We start from the raw sequence: 19,945 nt of genomic DNA on the forward strand, positions 1-19,945 counted from the left end.
GCTCGGTCACCACTTTTCCTGCTGATGTCCCCTGCTGAACTCTTCGGCGAGGCGCCAGATGAAGCATGGACGAAGTCGGTCGACGCTCTGCCAAGGATTCTCTGATGCCTGAAGTCATCTTCAACGGTCCGGCCGGCCGCCTCGAAGGCCGTTACCATCCGGCGAAGCAGAAGAACGCGCCGATCGCGATGATCCTGCATCCGCATCCGCAGTTCCACGGCACGATGAACCATCAGATCGTGTACCAGTGCTACTACGCCTTCGCGCATCGCGGCTTCTCGGTACTGCGCTTCAATTTCCGCGGCGTCGGCCGCAGCCAAGGCTCGTTCGACCACGGCACCGGCGAGCTGTCCGATGCGGCCTCCGCGCTCGATTGGGCGCAGACCATCAACCCCGAGGCTCGCGCCTGCTGGGTCGCCGGCTTCTCGTTCGGCGCCTGGATCGGCATGCAGCTCCTGATGCGCCGCCCGGAGGTCGAGGGCTTCATCTCGATCGCGCCGCCCGCCAACCTCTACGACTTCTCGTTCCTGGCGCCCTGCCCGTCCTCCGGCCTGATCGTGCACGGCGAGCGCGATGCGGTGGTGCCGCCTAAGGACGTCAACACGCTGGTCGAGAAGCTGAAGACGCAGAAGGGCATCGTGATCGACCAGCAGGTCATCCCCGGTGCCAACCACTTCTTCGACGGCAAGCTCGAGCCGCTCATGGAGACGATCACGGCCTATCTGGACATGCGCCTCGCCAATGTGAGGTGAGGCCGGGCGATGTTCTGTAGGGTGGGCAAAGGCGAGTCCAACGCGCCGTGCCCACCGACTTCATGTGTGCATGCTGAGCCAATGGTGGGCACGCGATCAGATCAGCGCTTTGCACCGATCTGATCGCTTTGCCCACCCTACGCTCGCGTACTTTCTCAAGCAGCCTGCTTCAACAAATAAGCGTCGTGCCTCACAAGGAACGCGCGCAGCAGCGTCGGATAATCGGCGCCGACCGCCGTCCTCACACTCGGCCGCTGCGCCAACTGATCACGCCAGGCCCGAACCTTCGGCGTTGAAGCAAAGATGCCGAGATCGGCATAGCCATCGAACACATCGAAATAGCGGAAGACCGGCGCAAACACCGCGTCGACCAGGCTGAAACGCGCACCATTGAAATACGGCCCCTCGCCCAGCGCGTCCTCGACGCGCGCGAACTTCGCCGTCAGCGCCTCACGCTTGGCCGCGAAGACGGCGGCATCCTGCGTCGTCTCCAGGCCCCAGAGATCACCGAGGATCGCCGAGCCGAACTCCATCCAGGCGCGATGCTGCGCGCGGGCCAGCGCGTCCTCGGGATGCAGCCTCACAGCCGGCTGCGCGTCCTCGATGTACTCGCAGATCACGTTGCTCTCGAACACCGCCACTTCGCCCCGCGGCGCCGGCACCACCAGCACCGGCACCTTGCCGAGCGGCGAGAGCTTCATGAACCAGTCGGGCTTGTCGGCGAGATCGATGTCGATCCGCTCGAACGCGACACCCTTCTCGGTGAGCGCGATGACGGCGCGTTGCACATAGGGGCAGAGCTTGTGGCTGATCAGCTTCAGGGAGGGCGACATGACATCCTCGGCAGTTTGATGCAGATGCATCAAACTAGATGCACGCGCATGGAACTGTCAAGATCCATGCAATTGCATGGATCACGGACGCGCGATCACTCCGCCGGTCATCGGAAACGGCACCCCGGTGGTGGTGGGATAGCTCAGCGGCAGGCCCTTCATGCCGCGCACCGCCAGGAAGCCGAATGCCTGGGCCTCGATGGCGTCAGCCGACCAGCCCAGCGCATCGGCCGATTCGACGCTCGCCGGCGCGACGCGCTCCCGCAGCATCCGCATCATGGTATGGTTGCGGGCCCCGCCGCCGCACACGATCCAGCTCGCCGGCGGCTTCGGCAGCAGCGGAACGATGCGGGCGATCGCAGCCGCCGTGAACGCCGTCAGGGTGGCGGCCCCGTCCGCCGGCGTCACATCGCCGAGCTTCAGCGCGGCAAAATCGTTGCGGTCGAGCGATTTCGGCGGCGGCAGCGCGAAGAAGGGCATGTCGAGCGCGCTCGTGATCCAGGCCTCGTCCGGCCTGCCCTGCTCCGCCACGCGGCCATCCTGATCGAACGCCTGGCCGGTCGTGCGGTGCATGAAGTCGTCGAGCAGCGCATTGCCCGGACCGGTGTCGCAGGCGATCAGCACGTCGTCGCCATCGATATAGGTGATGTTGGAGACGCCGCCGATATTGACCACGGCGATCGGCCCGGGGCGTGACAGCGATTGCGCCAGGGCACGGTGATAGACCGGCACGAACGGCGCGCCCTGCCCGCCGAAATCGACGTCGGCGGCGCGGAAATCGTGCATCACCGGGATATGGACGGACTTGGCGAGCGCGACCGCGTCGCCGATCTGCACCGTCAGGCGGCGTTCCGGGCGGTGCAGCACGGTCTGCCCATGGAAGCCGATGATGTCGATGTCCTCGGGCTTGAGCCGGTGCTGCGCCAGGAACGCGGCGATCGCCTCGGCGTGCGCCACCGTCACGGCGCGCTCGGCATCGCGTACCCGCCCGGGACGCGCCTCGCGCCGCTCGATCTGCACCGCATCGGCGAGCGCCTCGCGCAGCAGGCTGCGCTCGGCGGCGCCATAGGCCCGGTAGCCCGTGGGGCCGAGCCTCTTGATCTGCCGCCCGTCGGTCTCGATCAGGGCCACGTCCACCCCGTCGAGCGAGGTGCCACTCATGAGGCCAAGTGCGGTCAGAATCATTGCAGTCGAACCCGAAAACCCTGCCCTGCTTGCCAAGTACGGCCGATTTGAGGTCCCGCCCGGGCCGCGCCCATGCTTGTACAAGCCCGGCGCATCTTATAATGCCACAACGCCCGTATTCGCGGCATGTGCCCTACCGCACCCCGCCGCGACATCAGGTCAATACCGTAAACAAATGCTCAGAGTCGCCGACAATGACTGGCTTCAAGTCTGATTTCCTGAACGTGCTGCAGAGCCGCGGATTCATCCATCAGTGCTCGGATTTCGAGGGCCTGGATGCGCTCGCCGCCAAGGGTCAGGCGACCGCCTATGTCGGCTATGACTGCACCGCACGCTCGCTGCACATCGGCAACTTCCTGACCATGATGATGCTGTACTGGCTGCAGCAGACCGGGAACAAGCCGATCACCCTGATGGGCGGCGGCACCACCATGGTCGGCGATCCCTCCGGCAAGGACGAGACCCGCGCGATGCGCACCGTCGAGGAGATCGAGGCCAACAAGGCCTCGATCCGCGGCGTGTTCGCCAAGGTGCTGCGCTACGGCGACGGCGCGACAGATGCCATCATGCTCGACAACGCCGAATGGCTGACCCAGCTCAAGTGGATCGAGATGCTGCGCGACATCGGCCGGCACTTCTCGGTCAACCGCATGCTGACCATGGACTCGGTGAAGCTGCGGCTCGAGCGCGAGCAGGAGATGAGCTTCATCGAGTTCAACTACATGGTCTGCCAGGCCTACGACTTCGTCGAGCTGGCGCGCCGCACCGGCTGCCGGCTCCAGATGGGCGGCTCGGACCAGTGGGGCAACATCGTCAACGGTGTCGAGCTCGGCCGCCGCATGGGCACCGAGCAGCTGTTCGCGCTGACGACACCGCTGCTGACCACCGCCTCGGGCGCCAAGATGGGCAAGACCGCGCAGGGTGCGATCTGGCTCAATGCCGACCAGTGCAGCCCGTATGATTTCTGGCAGTACTGGCGCAACACCGAGGACGCCGACGTCGTCAAGTTCCTCAAGCTGTTCACGACGCTGCCGCTGTCGGAGATCGAAAAGCTCGGCGCGCTCCAGGGAGCCGAGATCAACGAGGCCAAGAAGGCGCTGGCGGATGCGGCGACCGCCTTGCTGCACGGCAAAGAAGCGGCGCGCACCGCGGCCGAGACCGCGCGCCGCACCTTCGAGGAAGGCGCGATCGCCGAGAACCTGCCGACGGTCGAGGTCGCCAGGAGCGAGCTCGATGCCGGGCTCGGCGTGCTCAGCGCCTTCGTCAAGGCCGGGCTCGTCGCTTCCAATGGCGAGGCGCGGCGGCAGATCAAGGGCGGCGGCCTGCGCGTCAACGACGTCGCGGTCACCGACGAGAAGATGGCGCTGACACAGGCGGAGCTGACCAGCGAGGGCGTGATCAAGCTGTCGTTGGGCAAGAAGCGCCATGTGCTGGTGAAGCCTGCATAGCCGCATTCGCTTTTGCCTGCTTGTCAGGGAACGCCGAAAGGCGCTCCCATGACGGCATGACGATCAGCGCGCCGCAAGAGCCTGCGCAAGCCGAGGAAAGCCCGACAGCTCGACCACGAACGCACTTGGCGTTCGTGGTGCTGGGCCTGTGCTTCGCGCTGTCGGTGCTCGGCCGCGGGCTGGGAGAAAGCTTTACCGTCTTCCTCAAGCCGATCTCCGACGGCTTTGGCTGGGACCGCTCCGAGGTGGTCTCGATCTATTCGCTGACGGCGCTCGCCGGCGGCCTCGCCGCGCCGCTGATCGGACGGCTGTTCGACCACACCGGGCCGCGCGCCGTCTATGCGCTCGGCCTCCTGCTGCTCGGCACAGCCTTCACGGCCGCGGCGCACGCGCGGGCGCTGTGGCAGTTCCAGATCAGCATCGGCCTGTGCGTCGGCATCGGCATCGCGCTGATCGGCAACGTCCCCAACTCGATCCTGCTCGGCCGCTGGTTCGGCAAGAAGCTGCCGACCGCGATGGCGGTGATCTATTCGGCGACCGGCGCCGGCGTGCTGATCCTGCTGCCGGGCTCGCAACTGCTGATCGACGCCATCGGCTGGCGCAGCACCTATCAGGCGTTCGGCGCTGCAGCCTTCAGTCTGCTGGTGCCGCTGGCGTTGCTACCGTGGCGGCTGTTCGCCGCCGGCGCGCCTCACATCACCAGGCCGATCAGCGACGAGCTCGCTGATGACGCCTGGACGTTGTCGCGCGCGCTGCGCCACCACGCCTTCTGGGCGCTGTTCTCGACCTTCTTCTTCACCGCCATCGGCATGTATGCGATCGCGCCGCAGGTCGTCGCCTATCTAATCGATGCGGGCTTTGCGCCGCTGCAGGCCGCCACCGCCTGGGGCTTCTCGGGCGTGGTGCTGCTGTTCGGCATGCTCGGCGTCTCCGCCCTCGACGGGCTGATCGGCCGGCGGCCGTCGGTGCTGTTCTCCTACGCCGTATCGATCGCAGGAATCCTGATGCTGTGGGCGCTGCAATTTGCGCCGAACATCTTCCTGCTCACCGGCTTCGTCGTCTGCTTCGGCAGCATGATCGGCTCGCGCGGGCCGCTGTTGTCGGCCACCGCGATGAAGATCTTCCGCGGCAGGCGGCTCGGCACCATCTACGGCACGATCACGATCGGCAGCGGGCTCGGATCGGCGCTGGGCTCATGGAGCGGCGGCGTCATCCACGATCTCACCCACGGCTATGATGCCGTCATTCTGCTCGCGCTCATCAGCGTCGTCATCGGCATGATCCCGTTCCTGGTCGTTCCAGCCCTTCGCACGTAGTTGGCGCGCGGTCCAAATACGATGTGCCTGCGCGCTCCGAGCGCCGCCCGTCCACATAGTGGACGGCGCGCAACGACCACGCATTCATGATTAGTAAGCAGCTTGATGATAGTTGTTTCGGCAACAAGAACGAAGAGGACGCCGTGACACTGCTCAGCCGCATGAAGTTCCGCACCAAGCTCGCAAGCATGGTGATCCTTGCGATCGCGACGGTGATCGCGATCGTGGCCGTCTCCGGCTGGCTCAGCCGCGCGCGGATGCTGGAAGACCGCATCACCCAGATGCATACCGCGGTGGACCTCGTCTACGGTCTCGCAGAGACGCTGCAGACGGAGGTCGCGGCAGGAAAGATGTCGGTGGACGAGGCCAAGAACAAGTTCCGCTATCTTGCGCGACGAATGACGTTCAACAACGGCCAGGGCTATCCGATCGCCTACAACGCGGCAGATTCGGCGCTTCTGCTGAATGCCGCCAACGAGAAACTGGAGGGCAAGATCCTCGGCACCAAGGACGCCAACGGCGTCATGATCGCCGATGCACAGATCAAGGCCGCCCAGCAGAAACCCGAAGGCAGCACGACCTCCTACCTCTATCCGCGGCCCGGCCAGACCGAGCCGCTGCGGAAGGTCGTCTTCGTCCGCGCCTTCGCGCCGTGGAACATCGTCATGAGCTACGGGCTCTATGTCGACGACATCGAGGCGGACGTCTATGCGCTGCTGATGCGGCTCGCCGGCATCGGCGCGGCGCTGCTCGTGCTGCTCGGCATCCTGTCCTTCCTGATCTCGCACAACGTGGTCGGCGGGCTGCATCGGCTGAAGGATCGCATGCAGGACATCGCCGGCGGGCGGCTCGAGCAGCCGGTCGCCGAGACCGAACGCGGCGACGAGATCGGCCGCATGGCCGAGACCCTGGAGGTACTGCGCAAGACCGCGATCACCGCCCGCATGCTGGAGCATGAGCAGGCCGCATCCAAGCAGCGCAGCGAAGCGGACAAGCGCGACGCGCTGATCGCGATGGCCGACCGCTTCGATGCCTCCGTCGGCCAGCTCGTGGCCCTGATGGCGTCCGGCGCCGGAGAGCTCGAGGCCACGGCGAAATCGATGACCGGCACCGCCGAGAGCACCAATGCGCGCGCGACCGCCGTCAGCTCCGCCGCGACTGAAGCGAGCTCGCGCGTCCAGACGGTCGCCACCGCCGCCGAGGAATTGACCTCGTCGATCACCGAGATCAGCCGTCAGGTCGCCCAATCGGCCGAGGTTACCGGACGCGCCGTCGAAAGCGCGCGCCATACCGACGGGATCGTCCGCGCCCTGGCCGACGGCGCCAAGCAGATCGAGCACGTCGCCGAGCTGATCTCCAGCATCGCGGGCCAGACCAACCTGCTGGCGCTCAACGCCACGATCGAGGCCGCGCGCGCCGGCGAAGCCGGGCGCGGCTTCGCGGTGGTCGCAGCGGAGGTGAAGAGCCTGGCCAGCCAGACCGCACAGGCCACGCAGGAGATCGGCGACCGCATCGCCCAGATCCAGAACGCGACGCGGGAAGCGGTCGGCGCGCTCGACGGCATCACCCTGACCATCGAGGAAGTGTCCGCGATCGCGGCCACGATCGGATCTGCGATCGAGGAACAGGGAACGGCCACCGCGGAGATCGCGCGCAACGTCACCCAGACCGCGCAGGCCACCCGTGAGGTCACCGCTAATATCGGCGGCGTCTCGACCGCAGCCAACGAGACCGGCGGCGCCGCGAGCCACGTGCTGATCGCCGCCGGCAACCTCTCCAAGCAGGCCGAGCAGCTCTCCCGCGAGGTCGACACCTTCCTTGCTGGCGTCAGAGCGGCCTGACCGCATCGATCCGCTCTGTTGACGTCGCCGACGCGACGGCCGGCAGCATCAATTGTTCGGCGGCAGTTCCGCCGGCGGGTATTGCTGCTTGCCGGTATTGAAATCCATGATCTTGCGCGTCACGCCCGGCAGCATGGCCGAGATCGGATTGATGCGCACCACCGGCTGGCTCGGCGTGCCGACGACCTCGTAGGTCACGCCGAACAGACCTTCATTGCTGCCGCCGAGGAACAGGCCGACGATCGGGATCTGGTTGAACATGTTGTTCAGCCCGTACAGCGGCACGATCGTGCCGGAGGCGCGGACCTGGTTGACGTTGTAGTCGATGCTGCCCTCGATGGTCAGGCCGAGCGTCGGCCCCTTGACCACGCCGTCGCGGATCGAGAGCAGCCCGTTCTGCCGCGTGAACTCTGCGCGCAGCATCGTGAAGGCGATGCCCTGTGACGCGCCCTGGGCCGCACCGGAAGCGGCGCGGTCCAGCGCCTGCTCACCCCTGACGGTGAAGTTGCGAACGATCGCGAGGCCTTCCTTGGGGCTGGAATCGGCCGTCGGCGGCTCCATCGCCAGCTCCAGCTCGCCGCCGGCCATCTTGGAATAGGTGTCGGCGAAGCGCAGCAGCGCACCTGCATCGTTGGTCACGAGATAGATCACCTCGCGGCCCTGACGGCGCGCACGCGGATCAGAGCTGGGCGCCTCGCGGCCGACGCGGATGTCGGCGGTGACCGGCGTGTCGCGGCCGACCTTGCCGGTCAGGTTGAAGCTCTTGAAGGCGCCGCCGCGCCGGGAGAGCTTGACGTCGACGCTGCGCAGCGCCTCGCCGTTGAAGCCGGCGACGGCGCCGAGCTTGACCTCGGCGTCGAAGTCGAGGTTCGAGCGCGCCTTGTTCTTGTCGGCGTCCTTGTTGGTGCCCGAGATCGCCGACTTCAGGAAGCCGCGGCCGTCGAACACGTCGCCGCGCATCGACAGCTTCAGCACGCCGTCCTGGCCGCGCTCGGCCTTGAGCTGCGTCTTGTCGCCTTCCGACGGCGAATAGGTCGGGAAGTTGGCGTTCATCAGGTCGCCGTTCTGGTCGACTTCCAGCGAGCCCTTGATGGAGACGCCACCGCCTTCGATGTTGATGTCCTCGAAGCGGGTCGACTGCTGCTTGGCGACCACGTTGAAGGTGGCCTTGCTCGCCTTGCCCGGATTCTTCACCCAGCCCGGCAGCAAATTGTCGAGCTTGAGCTGGGTCAGATCGGCCTCGACACCGAGCCGGCTGTCACGATCGGCGGAGCCCGCGATCTTGCCGTTGAGCTTGAGCGGCACGTTGCCGGTGATCGCGGTGCCCAGATCCATGCCGAGCCGGGCGCGGCTGGCATCATCGAGGATCGCCTGCATCTTGATGTCGGCGTCGCCCTCGGTCGGCTTGCGATAGTCGAGCGTGGCCGGCTGGCCGTTGATCTTGACGTCGCCCTTCACCTGATAGCCGGCCGTGTTGGCCACGATCTTGAGCGTGTTGGCCTCGAGCTTCTGGTTCATCACCAGCTTGTCGGCGGCAAAGCCGTTGAGATCGGCCGTGACCGCGTAGCTGGTGTCGGCCTTGGTCAGTTCGCCCTTGACCGGCATCGCGAGATTGACGCTGGCCTGGAACGTTCCCTTGGTCTGGTTGGGATCGATCGGCATCGACGACAGATCGTTGAGCCGGTCGGAGGCGAGGATCTCGGCGGCCGCGGCGACCTGGCCCTCGACGCGCATGCGCACCCGCGACGGCGACGGCTTCGGCGCCATGTCCGGCACTTCGAACACCACGTCGGAGAAGTTAAGCTTGCGCCCCGCCGGCGTATCCGCGACGCCCTGCCCGATCGTCACCGTCGCGGTGCGGCCGGTGACATGCGCCTTCACGTCGGCATCGCGCACCGACGGCAGGCCGTCGACCGGATGCACGGTGACATTGGTGGCGACGATGTTGACGTCGAGACCATCGTCGGGAATCGGCGGCCCCTTGCGCGGCAGGTTGCGCGTCGGCGAATTGACCGCGACGTCGATCCGCTGCACCGAGCCGCGCTCGATGCGCTCGATGATCCAGGCCCGCACCTCCGGCACGATCAGCGCCGGCCAGATCCGTTTCATCGCCAGCGCGGGCATCGGCGTCGCGGCGAAGCCGAGCTTCAGCCGCGGCTCTCCGGCATACTCGACGCTGCCGGTGCCGGCGACGCCGATTTCACCGTTGGACACCTCGGCCTGCGTCAGCAGCACGCGCTTGCCCTCGGTGTCGAAGCGGAAGTTGATCGAGATGCGGTTGAAGATCAGCGGTGGCTCGTTTTCGATGGCGCCGAGCAGAATGGTGCCGCCGTTGAGACCCAGCCGCCAGTCGTTCGCGGTGTCGTTCGGCGGCTCGAGATTGGCGTTGAGCGTGATGCGGTTGGCGCCAGAGATCACCTTCAACGGCGCGATCAGCACGCGGCGTCCGGCGTCCCATTCCATGCTGATCTCGGCGGAATCGATCGCCATCGGATAGTCGGGCGTATCGGTGTCGATGATCTTGCCCGCGCCGATGTTGATCTTGCCGCGCAGATAGGTCGGCAGCCCGTCGCGCGCGAGCTCGCCCTTGATCTCGCCGGTCATGGGCAGGTCCGCCATGTAGGTGAGATCCTTGAGTCGCATCGCCAGCAGGATGTTGCTGGTGGAAACCTTGTCAGCCTTGATGTCCACCGTGCGCACGCCGTTGGCCTGGGGCCCGACCAGAATGCGCAGCGACCACGGCCTGGCGCCCTCTTCGCCGAGGCTCAGCGCCACGCCGCCGCCGGACGGCCGGCGCAGGCTGAGGCTGATGTTCTCGAACGTCCATTTGTTGCCGCGCTGCTGGTCGTCGACGACCAGCACGCCGTTCTTCAACCCGATCTCGTTCAGGTTCTGGCCATCGAGCCCGGTCAGGCTGAGGCTGTCGAGCCAGTCCAGGCCGGCGAGCAGGCCGTTCGGCGCCGCGGTCGCCGGCAAAGTCGAAGTGGCCGGCGCCGACGGCTGCGGGCCGGCCTGCGGTCCCGGTGCACCAGGCGATGGCGCGGCCTGTCCCGGCCGCGGGAATGTCGGCGGCAGGCCGGCGTCGCGCTTGGAGGCGACGCCCGTCGCCAGCGGCTTGTTGGTCTCACCCGTCGACACCGTGACGGTGCCGTCCGGCGTGATGCGAATCGCGAGCTCGGCGTCGACCAGCTTGAGGCTTTCGGCGCGCAGCTGGCCCATCAGCAGCGCGGCGCCGGACAGCCGCACCTCGGCTTTGGGCGCGCTGGCGACGATGGCGTGATCCTGATCGCGCACGATGATGTCGCGGATCCGGACCGCGATCCTGATCCGGCCGGCGCGCTCGATCTGGGTGCCGCCGACCTCGACGGTGTTGCCGTGGCCGATATTGTCCTCGATCGCCGCCGCGAGCCATGGCGTCGCTATGTCGAGGCTGATCGGGCCCGCACCGAGCCGCAGCCACAGGCCGGCGAAGCCGAGCCCGACGAGCAGCATGAGCGATGCCAGCGTGATGACGACCCGCTTGGCCACGCGGCCGCCCGGCAGACGCGGTCGCGCCCCGCCGAATCGACCGGTGCTCCCGCTCGAATCGGGCCGCGACAACAGGCTCCGGGCGCGCTGCCCGACCATCTCGTCGTGCTCGGCGGCAGCCACATCCCAGTCGGCCTCATCCCACTGCTGGCCCTGGGTGTCCGCTTGCAGATGGGGCCGCTGGGGTGATGTCTGTCTTGCCATTGCCTCTCGGTGCCGGCCCCTCGTGTCCGAAATAGTCGTGCCAATCTGGCCTCGGCCAGATTGGTCGCCGGTGTGGCCCCGCCCGTTCACGCAGCGCGCGTGCTCACTGCCGGCAGGAGTCGATGCCCCAATGATCCCGTCACGCTTCGGCGGGTGCTGTCAACACGCCCGCTGGCGCTTCGCCGGCGGCGCGGACGACGCGCGGAATCCTCGTCACTATACCCCGCCGCCGTCAGGTTTGCCCACCTGCTCGCGCCAGCGGACCGGCGCCTCTCCACCGCCGGACGAAATTTGTGGCGGGGACGTCTGATCCGGAGACGGTACGAGAGTCGTCATTGCACTGTGCTCAACTGCGCTGGTGCTCACGCCTGCTGGTAGCCATGATCTTCGCTTCATCGCAAGAGGCGCAATCCCCTGCGCGCCGCGAAGCACGGATGCCAGATCGATCCCGGGACACCGGACAAGAACCGAGATACTTTCATTTTTGAGCCGCCGAAAGCGACGAAAGGAAGGCGTATGTCGAAGGAATCACGAAAGAAATCCTCCAACCCGGCGTCCTACGGGACGATTGACGGGAACCGGCTCGCCACCGCGGCCAAGAAGGCCACCAAGAAGACGGCCAAACCGGCCGTGACGAAAGCCGCCAAGACGACCTCCGCCAAGACGCCGACCACCAAGACGCCGACCACGAAGGCCGCCGCTGCGAAGGCCGCCGCTGCGAAGGCCAAGCCCGCGGCGCCGGCTGCCAGCGGAACGGGCCTTGCCGAGGGCGCCAAGGCACCCGCGTTCAAGCTGCCGCGCGATGGCGGCGGAACCGTCTCGCTCGCCGACTACAGCGGCCAGAAGCTCGTGCTGTTCTTCTATCCCAGGGCCAATACGCCCGGCTGCACCAAGGAGGCGATCGACTTCACCCGCCTGTCGAAGGACTTCGCCGCTGCCGGCGCCGCAGTGCTCGGCGTCTCCGCCGATTCGGTCAAGGCGCAGGACAATTTCCGCGACAAGCACGATCTCGCGGTACCCCTGATCTCGGACGAGAAGCATGAGATGCTGGAGGCCTACGGCGCCTGGGGCGAGAAGTCGCTCTATGGCCGCAAGTTTCTCGGCATCATCCGAAGCACCGTCTTGATCGGCGCCGACGGCCGCGTCGCCAAGGTGTGGCGCAACGTCAAGGTCGATGGCCACGCCGACGCGGTGCTGGCGGCGGCGCGCGCGCTCTGAGAATGCGCCTGAGAGCGTTGGGGGAAAATTAACCATGCAGGGGTCAAATCGCTCCCGTAAATGACGCCGCCGGAATGACGATCTCCGGCCGGCGCGGGAGTGCCGATGTCGTATCGTTCCGGCCATCACGCCGAATATCCCCAGCACCATCCTCATGACCGCGGGCACGCCCACCATCATCGGCGCGCACCCGCCAGCCATCCGGCGCCGGTCGCGGCCGCATCGCAGAGCGACTACACGCTGGTGCATGCCGGCAAGCAGGTGCGCATCGGCCCGGTGGTGTTCTGGATCGTGGTCGGCACCGTCAGCCTGCTCGGGCTGTGGTCGGCGGCGACTGCGACCTATTTCGCGTTCCGCGACGACGTGTTGACGCGGCTGATCGCGCGCCAGGCCGAGATGCAATACGCCTATGAGGACCGCATCGCCGAGCTGCGCGCCAAGGTCGACCGCGCCACCAGCCGGCAACTGCTCGACCAGGAGCAGTTCGACCAGAAGCTCGACCAGATCCTCAAGCGCCAGACCGCGCTCGAGGGACGTGCCACCGCGCTCGGCAGCATGCCCGACATCACCGGCTCGATCCGCGCCCCGGCGCGTGCGCCGGTCGCGATCGAGCCGCCATCGGCGACAGCCGCGCCAAAACCGTCGCCGATCAGCGACACCGTGATCTTCACCGCGCCGCCGGACCGCGAGGCCCGGCTCGAATCGCGCAGCCCCGTGATGGCGAATGCGCAGCCCAACCCATCGACCAAGCTCGCCGGTGTCGACAACGTGCTGACGCGGCTGACGCGCTCGCTCGACCAGGTCGAGGCGCGGCAGGTCGCGATGCTGTCCTCGGCCGAGGAGACGCTGGAATCGAAGCTGCGCCGGATGCGCGGCGTCATCACCGATCTCGGCCTGGACATGGGCCAGCTCGAAGCGGCCGCGCCAAAGGGCGGCATGGGCGGCCCGTTCGTTCCGGTCAAGCTCGGCGCCGAATCCGGTCCGTTCGAGCGCCAGCTCTACCGCATCAACATCACCCGCGCGCAGGTCGAGAAGATGAACCGCACGCTGTCGCTGGTGCCCTATCGCAAGCCGGTGATCGGCGAGGTCGAGTTCACCTCCGGCTTCGGCGTGCGCTCCGATCCATTCCTCGGCCGCCCCGCGATGCACACCGGCCTCGACTTCCGTGCTGCCACCGGCGATCCGGTCCGCGTCACCGCCAACGGCAAGGTGGTGAATGCCGGCTGGGCCGGCGGCTACGGCCGCATGGTCGAGGTCGATCACGGCAACGGCCTCTCCACCCGCTACGGCCATCTCTCCGAAATCAACGTCAAGGTCGGCCAGCAGGTGAAGATCGGCGACATCATCGGCGAGGTCGGCTCGACCGGCCGTTCGACCGGCCCGCATCTGCACTACGAGACCCGCATCGACGGCGAAGCCGTCGACCCGCAGAAATTCCTGCGCGCCGGCGTGCGGCTGAGCGCCGGGTAAGATCGCTCATCCGGCAAGCCGACGCGCGACCAACGCGCAACGGCATTGCGCGATCGCAATTGGTGCTGTTCCGCAGACATGCTAAGCACGCTGCGGGGATTTCAGGGCCGTGCGTCGCATTTCATCACACAGCAAACATCTGACGGGCGCCGTCGCCTGTGCGATGGCCTATGTGCTGGCGCTGCAGGTCACGCTGGCGGTGAGCCTGAACGCCTGGCTGCCGCCGAGCTTCGCCTTCGTATTCGGTGAGATCTGTCACGAGCGAATCGACAACGCTCGAGGGGGCGCCGACAGCTCGGAAGCGCCGGCTGCGGCGTCAGCGGCGCATTGTCCGCTCTGCGTCATCCCGGCTTTCGCACTGCTGCCGCCGCCCGACGCACCCACGGTCAGCCTCCGGCGCGTCCTTGGCGTTGCGTTCGAACCGATCGCGCCCTTGTGGCGCGCGACTGCCGAGGTCGACGCCGGGCACCGGGCGCGCGCGCCACCTCGGCTCGCCTGAGCGGCGGTCGCCGCATCTTCAGACACATCGCTGCGCCACATGCCGCCTCCGCTCTCACGGAGCCGCAGCGTGATGGCACGCACATCTCGGCATCATCAGCCGGGCGCCGTTGGCGCGTGCCCAGCTCCCGATCTCATCCGCAGATATCTGCGCAGCATTCTCCAGAGTTCTCCATGTCGAACGTCCTTTCAGGCTCAAAGCCGCCCACTGCCTCTTTACCTCCGCGACCGATGTCGTCGGCGCTGCTCGCGGCGACAGCCTTGCTGTGCTCCGCCGCTGAACCCGCCAGCGCGCGCCCCGCGGCGTCGCTGCCGACCGTCACCGTCGACCCCGCGCGTCAGCGCACGGCCAAGCCTCGTCCCCGGCCTGCGGCAAGCCGCGAGACTCACGCACCGGCCCCACACGCCACGGAAGCCGCCACGCAGCAGAAAGACACCGGCCCAACAGCTGCAAGCCGCACGCTGCCGCCGCAGGCCGGCTTCGAGCGCGGTCTCTCCTCGAGCGATTCGGCAGGCCTCGTCACCGACCTGCCGGGCGGCGCAGCCTGGGGCGCCGGCGGCGTCTCCAGCCTGCCCGCGATCAACGGCATGGGCGCCGACCGGCTCCAGGTCGCGATCAACTCGATGCTGATCTCGCCGGCCTGCCCGAACGAGATGAATCCGCCGCTGTCCTTCGTCAATCCGGCGATGATCGCGAAGATGCGCGCCTATCTCGGCATCGGCCCGGTCTCGGTCGGCGGCGACTACATCGGCAGCCGCGTCGATGTCACCACCGCACCGCCCGCCTTCGCGGCGACCGACGGCTGGATCGCCAGCACCCGCGTCTCCAGCTTCTTCCGCAGCAACGGCAACGCCTATGGCGTCGATGCGACGGCCACGGCCGCCAACCGCGACACCAGCGTTACCTACACCGGCGGCTGGGTCCGTTCCGGCAACTACAAGGCCGGCGACGGCACCACCGTGAAGTCGACGCTGTACGAGACGCAGAACCACGCCATCAGCATCTCCAAGCGCAGCTTCGGCAACCTGTTCACGTTCCAGGTGGGCGGCCAGTTCATCCCCTACCAGGGCTATGTGAACCAGTACATGGACATGGTCTACAACCGCGGCCTGTTCGCCAACGGCCGCTACGAAGGCACGTTCGACTGGGGCCTGATCGAGGCGTCCGCCTTCGTGCATCAGATCCGGCACACGATGGGCTTCATCGCGCCCGACAAGGTCGCCTCGATGCCGATGGACACCAAGGGCCTCGACGGCGGCTACGCGATCAAGGCGACGCTGCCGGTGTCGGGCCAGGACCTCCTGCGCGTCGGCAACGAGCTTGCGCTCAACCGGCTCGACGACTGGTGGAGCCCGGTTGCCGGGTCGATGATGATGGGGCCGAACAGCTTCATCAACATCAACGGCGGACAGCGCGACCGCATCGGCACCTTCGTCGAATGGGAGCGGCACTGGGATCGGCAGTGGACGTCGATCGTCGGCCTGCGCAACGACATCGTGCGGATGAACACCGGCAACGTCTCGGGCTACAACGCGATGATGTACGGCGCCGATGCCGCGGCGTTCAACGCCGCCGACCATGCCCGGACCGACGTGCATCTCGACGGTTCCGCGCTCGTCCGCTACGAGCCCGACGCGATCAGCCAGTTCGAGCTCGGCTTCGCGCGCAAGACGCGCTCGCCGAACCTGTATGAGCGCTACGCCTGGTCGACCAATGCGATGGCGATGCAGATGATCGGCTGGTTCGGCGACGGCAACGGCTATGTCGGCAACCTCGACCTCAAGCCGGAGAAGGCGCACACCGTGAGCTTCACCGCCGGCTGGCACGATCCGGCGCAGAAGCTGTGGGACGTCAAAGTGACGCCCTATGCCAGCTACGTGCAGGACTACATCGACATCGACCGCTGCAAAACGGCGAGCTGCCTCGCCAGCAACCCCGCCAACCTGGCGACAAATACCGGCTTCGTCTATCTGCAGTTCGCCAACCACGACGCCACGCTGGTCGGCGTCAATGTCGAAGGGCGCCTGACGGTCTGGGACGACCTGACCTACGGCCACGGCCAGATCCGTGGCCTGATCGGCTACGTCAGGGGCTACCGCACCGACGGCGTCGACCTCTACCACATGATGCCGGTCAACGCGAAGCTCGCGCTCGATCATCATCTCGGCGGCTGGACCAATTCGGTCGAGCTGCAGCTCGTCGGCTCCAAGAATGTCGTGAGCCAGGTCCGCAACGAGCTGACCACGCCGTCCTACGCGCTGGTCAACCTGCGCACCGGCTACCAGTGGCAGCACGTGCGGCTCGATCTCGGCGTCGACAACCTGTTCAACCGGACCTATGACCTGCCGCTCGGCGGCGCCGATCTGGTCGACTATCAAGTGGTGTCGATGATGGGCTCATCCGCGGCCTACGGCTACGCCGTCAAGGGCCCTGGCCGGTCGCTGAATGCGCGGCTTAGCGTGAACTTCTGACGACGGGCCGGCCCGCGGCGCGAACACCGCGGGCCGGCATGTCTCAGGAGGTTTCGAGCGCGTCGAGGAATCGCGACAGGTCCTCCCACAGATCGCCCGGCTCCTCCAGCCCGATGCTCAGCCGCACCAATCCCTCCGCGGCATTCCATGCGCGCACCGTGCGATCGGCCGTGACATCCATCGGCGCAATCAGGCTGTGGGTGCCGCCCCAGGAGGCGCCGATGGCGAACAGACTGAGATGTCCGAGCGCCGGATAGATCCGCGCGGTAAACTCCGGCCTGATGACGACGCTGAACACCGTGCTCGCAGCCTTGAAGTCGCGCGCGAAGATTTCGTGGCCGGGACAGGACGGCAACGCCGGATGCAGCACGCGCGCGACCGCCGGCGACTGTTGCAGCCGCTCGGCAAACTCACGCGCGACGCGTCCCGAATGCGCCATGCGGACTCCCATGGTCTCGATGCCGCGCAGCGCCAGCGCCGCCTCATCCGGCGACACGCCGATACCGAGCACGCCCAGCACGTCCTTGAGCGCCTTGCGCAAGCTCAGGTCCTTGACGGTGATCGAGCCGAGCAGCAGGTCGGAATGACCGCCGACATATTTGGTCAGCGCCTCCACCACGAAATCGACGCCATGCGCCAGCGGCTTGAACAACAGCGGGCTCGCCCAGGTGTTGTCGCAGCCGGTGAGCACGCCGCGCACCTTTGCGGCCCGCGCGATGGCCGGAACGTCCTGCACCTCCATCGTTCCCGAGCCCGGCGATTCCAGCCAGATCAGCTTCGTGCTGGCATCGATGAGATCGCTGATGCCGCCGCCGATCAGCGGGTCGTAGACCTCATGCGAAATCCCGCGCGCGGCGAGATAGTTCGCGCACAGATGACGCACCGGCGGATAGACGTGATCGGGGATCAGCACCTTGTCGCCGGGCTTGAGCACGGCGAGCATCGTGATCGCGACCGCGGCCTGTCCAGACGGGACCAGCACGGTGCGCTCGCCACCATGCAGCGCGCTGATCTGCGCCTCCAGGGTCCGCGTCGTCGGCGTGCCATGCAGGCCATAAGTGTAACCGTCGAGACCACGCTCGGCGCGCCGCGCAAAGTCCTGCGGCTCGTCATAGACGATCGTCGAGGCGCGATGGGTCGGAACCGCCAGCGACTTGAAGCCGTCGTGCGACACGGCGGGGTGCTGAACGCAGCGGGTGAGATCGTGCATGGAAACCTCGTGAGACAATGCTGACGGCCATCTTAGCGCAACGGCGCGAGCAGCGCGCTCAGGTGCAAGCACGTACAGAAGTCAAAATCCTTTGTGCTGCGCAGCTAGCGCTTCGCCGGCAGCACGAACACCTGGCCCGGATAGATCAGATCCGGCCGGCGGATCTGCTCGCGATTGGCGCGGTAGATGACTGCGTAGCGCGTGCCCTCGCCGAGGAGCCGGCGGCTGATGTGCCACAGGCTGTCGCCGCGTGACACGGTGATCGTCCTCGCGCCGCTGCGCGCGGGTGACGCGGCAACGTCCTTCAGGTCGGCCGGCGACGCCGATGCAAGCTGCGTGCGCGCGCCGGGAGCACCGCCGCTTCCCTGCCCCTGGCCCCCCGCCGCAGGCAGCGAGGCCGTGGTCAGCGCCTCCGGCACATTCAACGGCACCTCGGCCCGCGCCTGCACGGCGCCGGTCTTGGCATCCACCTCGTCGAGCCGCAGCCGGTCCTTGCCGGCCCAGGCGGCATCCTTGATGGTCGTAGCGACGCGGCCATCTGCACCGGCCGTCGCGGTGTCGACCAGCCGGTCGTTGAGATAGATCCGGACGGTGGCCCCGGGCCGTGCGCGGCCGCCGACGCGCAGATTGCCGTTCGGCTCGAAGTCGACGGCCTCGACCGCGACCGCCAGCGGCACCGATGCGGCCGGCTTCGACAGCACGCGTGTCGGCTGGTCCGGCGCGATCACCGCGACGGTGGCCGGGCGCTTGCCGGCCTCGACCACCACCGCGACGCTCTGCTTGGACGAGATCTCGCGGCCGTCCGGCTGCTTGGCCCGCAACGTCAACTCGAACGTCCCGGCGGGCAGCGGCGGCGGCACTATGGAAAATTGCCCCGAGCGATCGGCCACCACTCGCGCATGCGGCTCGCCGTTGCGCAGCAACTCGACAGTGGCGCCGGGCGCCGCACGGCCGGCAACGACGGTGTCGCCCGACGGCTCCACGCTGACGACGTCGAACGACGGCCCATCGCTCTCGGCCGCCGGCGGCGCCACCGGCGCCAGCAGCGCAGCCAGCCCGCTGGCCTGCTGCTGCGCGCTGGCGAGCGCTGCCGCGGCTTGGCTCGCGCCGCCCTTGTCTGCCGCACCCGGCTCAGCCGCCGCAGCGCGCTGCGGAGCAGCGGGCGCACCGTCTGCCGGAGCGCTCGGCGCAGTCGCGCCAGTCCGGCTCGCAGACGTCCCATCACGCTTGAAGATCGGGAGGTCGAGACCGAAGCCCTGCGCAAACGCAATGGCCAGGCCCGCGATCGCGAGCGCCGCAACGGCGCCGCCACCCCAGATCAATCGTCCGCCGTTTCCGATGCTCATGCGGTGATCCGTCCTGTGCAAACGAGGCGCGGAGACGACGGCTCCGTCAGCGGGAATCCTCCTTTGCTCATAGCATCATACAGGGCGGAATGCCATTGCCCGCGCGGCTGGGGGCAGCGATCGAGCCGCCCAACTTGCCAAGTGTGACTTCCCCGCGCATCGGCAAAGCGCCAATCAGCGGCAAGCCCGCAGTGTCGAACCAGGACCCCGTTGCAGAGCATGTCCGAGAATGCGGCAGAGCCCGACAATCACAAACTTTCCTATTTCTTTTTTCCAGAAACCGTGTATGATCCGCTCATCCCGCCTCGTTGCGAGGGGCGTACGCGTCGTCACGGACGTTGGGGCGGGATGCGGTGGACGTGGGCTGCGATGCACGACGGGCATGGCGGCCGCGAACGATGAAGTCGCGTGGTCCTGACCTCCCGATGCTGAGGCCAAGTTCGTGCCGGCGCAGATGCGCTGGTGCGGATGACGGGGGCAAGAAAGCCCGGTCCCCGGGGAGATCGCGTATAAATCGTTAAAGCCATCGCGCAGGGAATGCCGGTTACGGCTTTGCCTGTGGTACCTGCCGCCTGCATTTTTTTCGCAGGCGGGCCATGGGTGAGGCCTTCACCCGGCATTCCC

At 67.2% G+C, this 19,945-nt stretch carries 13 protein-coding genes; 8 read left to right on the forward strand and 5 right to left on the reverse strand.

Translation table 11 applies throughout. The features are described 5' to 3' along the window. Window positions 1-104 precede the first annotated feature (104 nt). Entirely contained in the window at window positions 105-752 is a 648-nt protein-coding gene (locus QX010_RS09005) for an alpha/beta hydrolase (RefSeq protein ID WP_008971476.1), read from the forward strand. Window positions 753-907: 155 nt separating this feature from the next. Here the strand turns inward: QX010_RS09005 and QX010_RS09010 are convergent, their stop codons facing one another. Further along, window positions 908-1,585: a glutathione S-transferase family protein gene (locus QX010_RS09010; protein ID WP_316178923.1), complete on the reverse strand. Its 678-nt coding sequence runs from the start codon at window positions 1,583-1,585 to the stop codon at window positions 908-910. An 81-nt stretch (window positions 1,586-1,666) separates the two neighbouring features. After that, window positions 1,667-2,770, reverse strand: a complete 1,104-nt coding sequence (locus QX010_RS09015) for an anhydro-N-acetylmuramic acid kinase (protein ID WP_316178924.1) — start codon at window positions 2,768-2,770, stop codon at window positions 1,667-1,669. 194 nt (window positions 2,771-2,964) lie between these two features. Between QX010_RS09015 and tyrS the strand changes: the two genes are divergently transcribed. From tyrS to QX010_RS09030, 3 genes are all read left to right on the forward strand, one after another. Next, complete coding sequence (gene tyrS, locus QX010_RS09020) at window positions 2,965-4,218, forward strand: tyrosine--tRNA ligase (protein ID WP_316178926.1); 1,254 nt, start codon at window positions 2,965-2,967, stop codon at window positions 4,216-4,218. Window positions 4,219-4,274: 56 nt separating this feature from the next. Next, complete coding sequence (locus QX010_RS09025) at window positions 4,275-5,534, forward strand: MFS transporter (protein WP_316178928.1); 1,260 nt, start codon at window positions 4,275-4,277, stop codon at window positions 5,532-5,534. A gap of 143 nt (window positions 5,535-5,677) precedes the next feature. Continuing rightward, window positions 5,678-7,375, forward strand: coding sequence for a methyl-accepting chemotaxis protein (locus QX010_RS09030; protein ID WP_316178930.1), 1,698 nt, complete (start codon window positions 5,678-5,680; stop codon window positions 7,373-7,375). A 48-nt stretch (window positions 7,376-7,423) separates the two neighbouring features. On the opposite strand, the gene QX010_RS09035 is transcribed toward QX010_RS09030, so the two are convergent. Then, window positions 7,424-11,107, reverse strand: coding sequence for a DUF3971 domain-containing protein (locus tag QX010_RS09035; RefSeq protein ID WP_316178932.1), 3,684 nt, complete (start codon window positions 11,105-11,107; stop codon window positions 7,424-7,426). 516 nt (window positions 11,108-11,623) lie between these two features. Here QX010_RS09035 and QX010_RS09040 point away from each other — a divergent pair. The 4 genes from QX010_RS09040 to QX010_RS09055 all read left to right on the forward strand — a co-directional run bounded on the left by QX010_RS09040 (window position 11,624) and on the right by QX010_RS09055 (window position 16,765). Continuing rightward, window positions 11,624-12,325 carry a peroxiredoxin gene (locus tag QX010_RS09040; protein ID WP_316178934.1) on the forward strand — a complete coding sequence of 234 codons (702 nt, stop codon included), beginning with the start codon at window positions 11,624-11,626 and terminating at the stop codon, window positions 12,323-12,325. 105 nt (window positions 12,326-12,430) lie between these two features. After that, on the forward strand, window positions 12,431-13,795 hold the full coding sequence (locus tag QX010_RS09045; RefSeq protein WP_316178936.1) for a M23 family metallopeptidase: 1,365 nt from the start codon (window positions 12,431-12,433) through the stop codon (window positions 13,793-13,795). 109 nt (window positions 13,796-13,904) lie between these two features. Next, window positions 13,905-14,294, forward strand: coding sequence for a hypothetical protein (locus QX010_RS09050; RefSeq protein ID WP_316178937.1), 390 nt, complete (start codon window positions 13,905-13,907; stop codon window positions 14,292-14,294). 230 nt (window positions 14,295-14,524) lie between these two features. Next, window positions 14,525-16,765: a TonB-dependent receptor domain-containing protein gene (locus QX010_RS09055; protein ID WP_410051935.1), complete on the forward strand. Its 2,241-nt coding sequence runs from the start codon at window positions 14,525-14,527 to the stop codon at window positions 16,763-16,765. Window positions 16,766-16,808: 43 nt separating this feature from the next. Here QX010_RS09055 and QX010_RS09060 read toward each other — a convergent pair whose 3' ends face one another. Both QX010_RS09060 and QX010_RS09065 read right to left on the reverse strand, forming a co-directional pair. Then, window positions 16,809-17,975 carry a trans-sulfuration enzyme family protein gene (locus tag QX010_RS09060; RefSeq protein ID WP_316178939.1) on the reverse strand — a complete coding sequence of 389 codons (1,167 nt, stop codon included), beginning with the start codon at window positions 17,973-17,975 and terminating at the stop codon, window positions 16,809-16,811. A 104-nt stretch (window positions 17,976-18,079) separates the two neighbouring features. Further along, window positions 18,080-19,321 carry a LysM peptidoglycan-binding domain-containing protein gene (locus QX010_RS09065; protein ID WP_316178941.1) on the reverse strand — a complete coding sequence of 414 codons (1,242 nt, stop codon included), beginning with the start codon at window positions 19,319-19,321 and terminating at the stop codon, window positions 18,080-18,082. Window positions 19,322-19,945 lie beyond the last annotated feature (624 nt).

This window comes from Bradyrhizobium sp. SZCCHNRI1009, from assembly GCF_032487575.1.
In the GTDB taxonomy this organism is placed as follows: Bacteria; Pseudomonadota; Alphaproteobacteria; order Rhizobiales; family Xanthobacteraceae; genus Bradyrhizobium.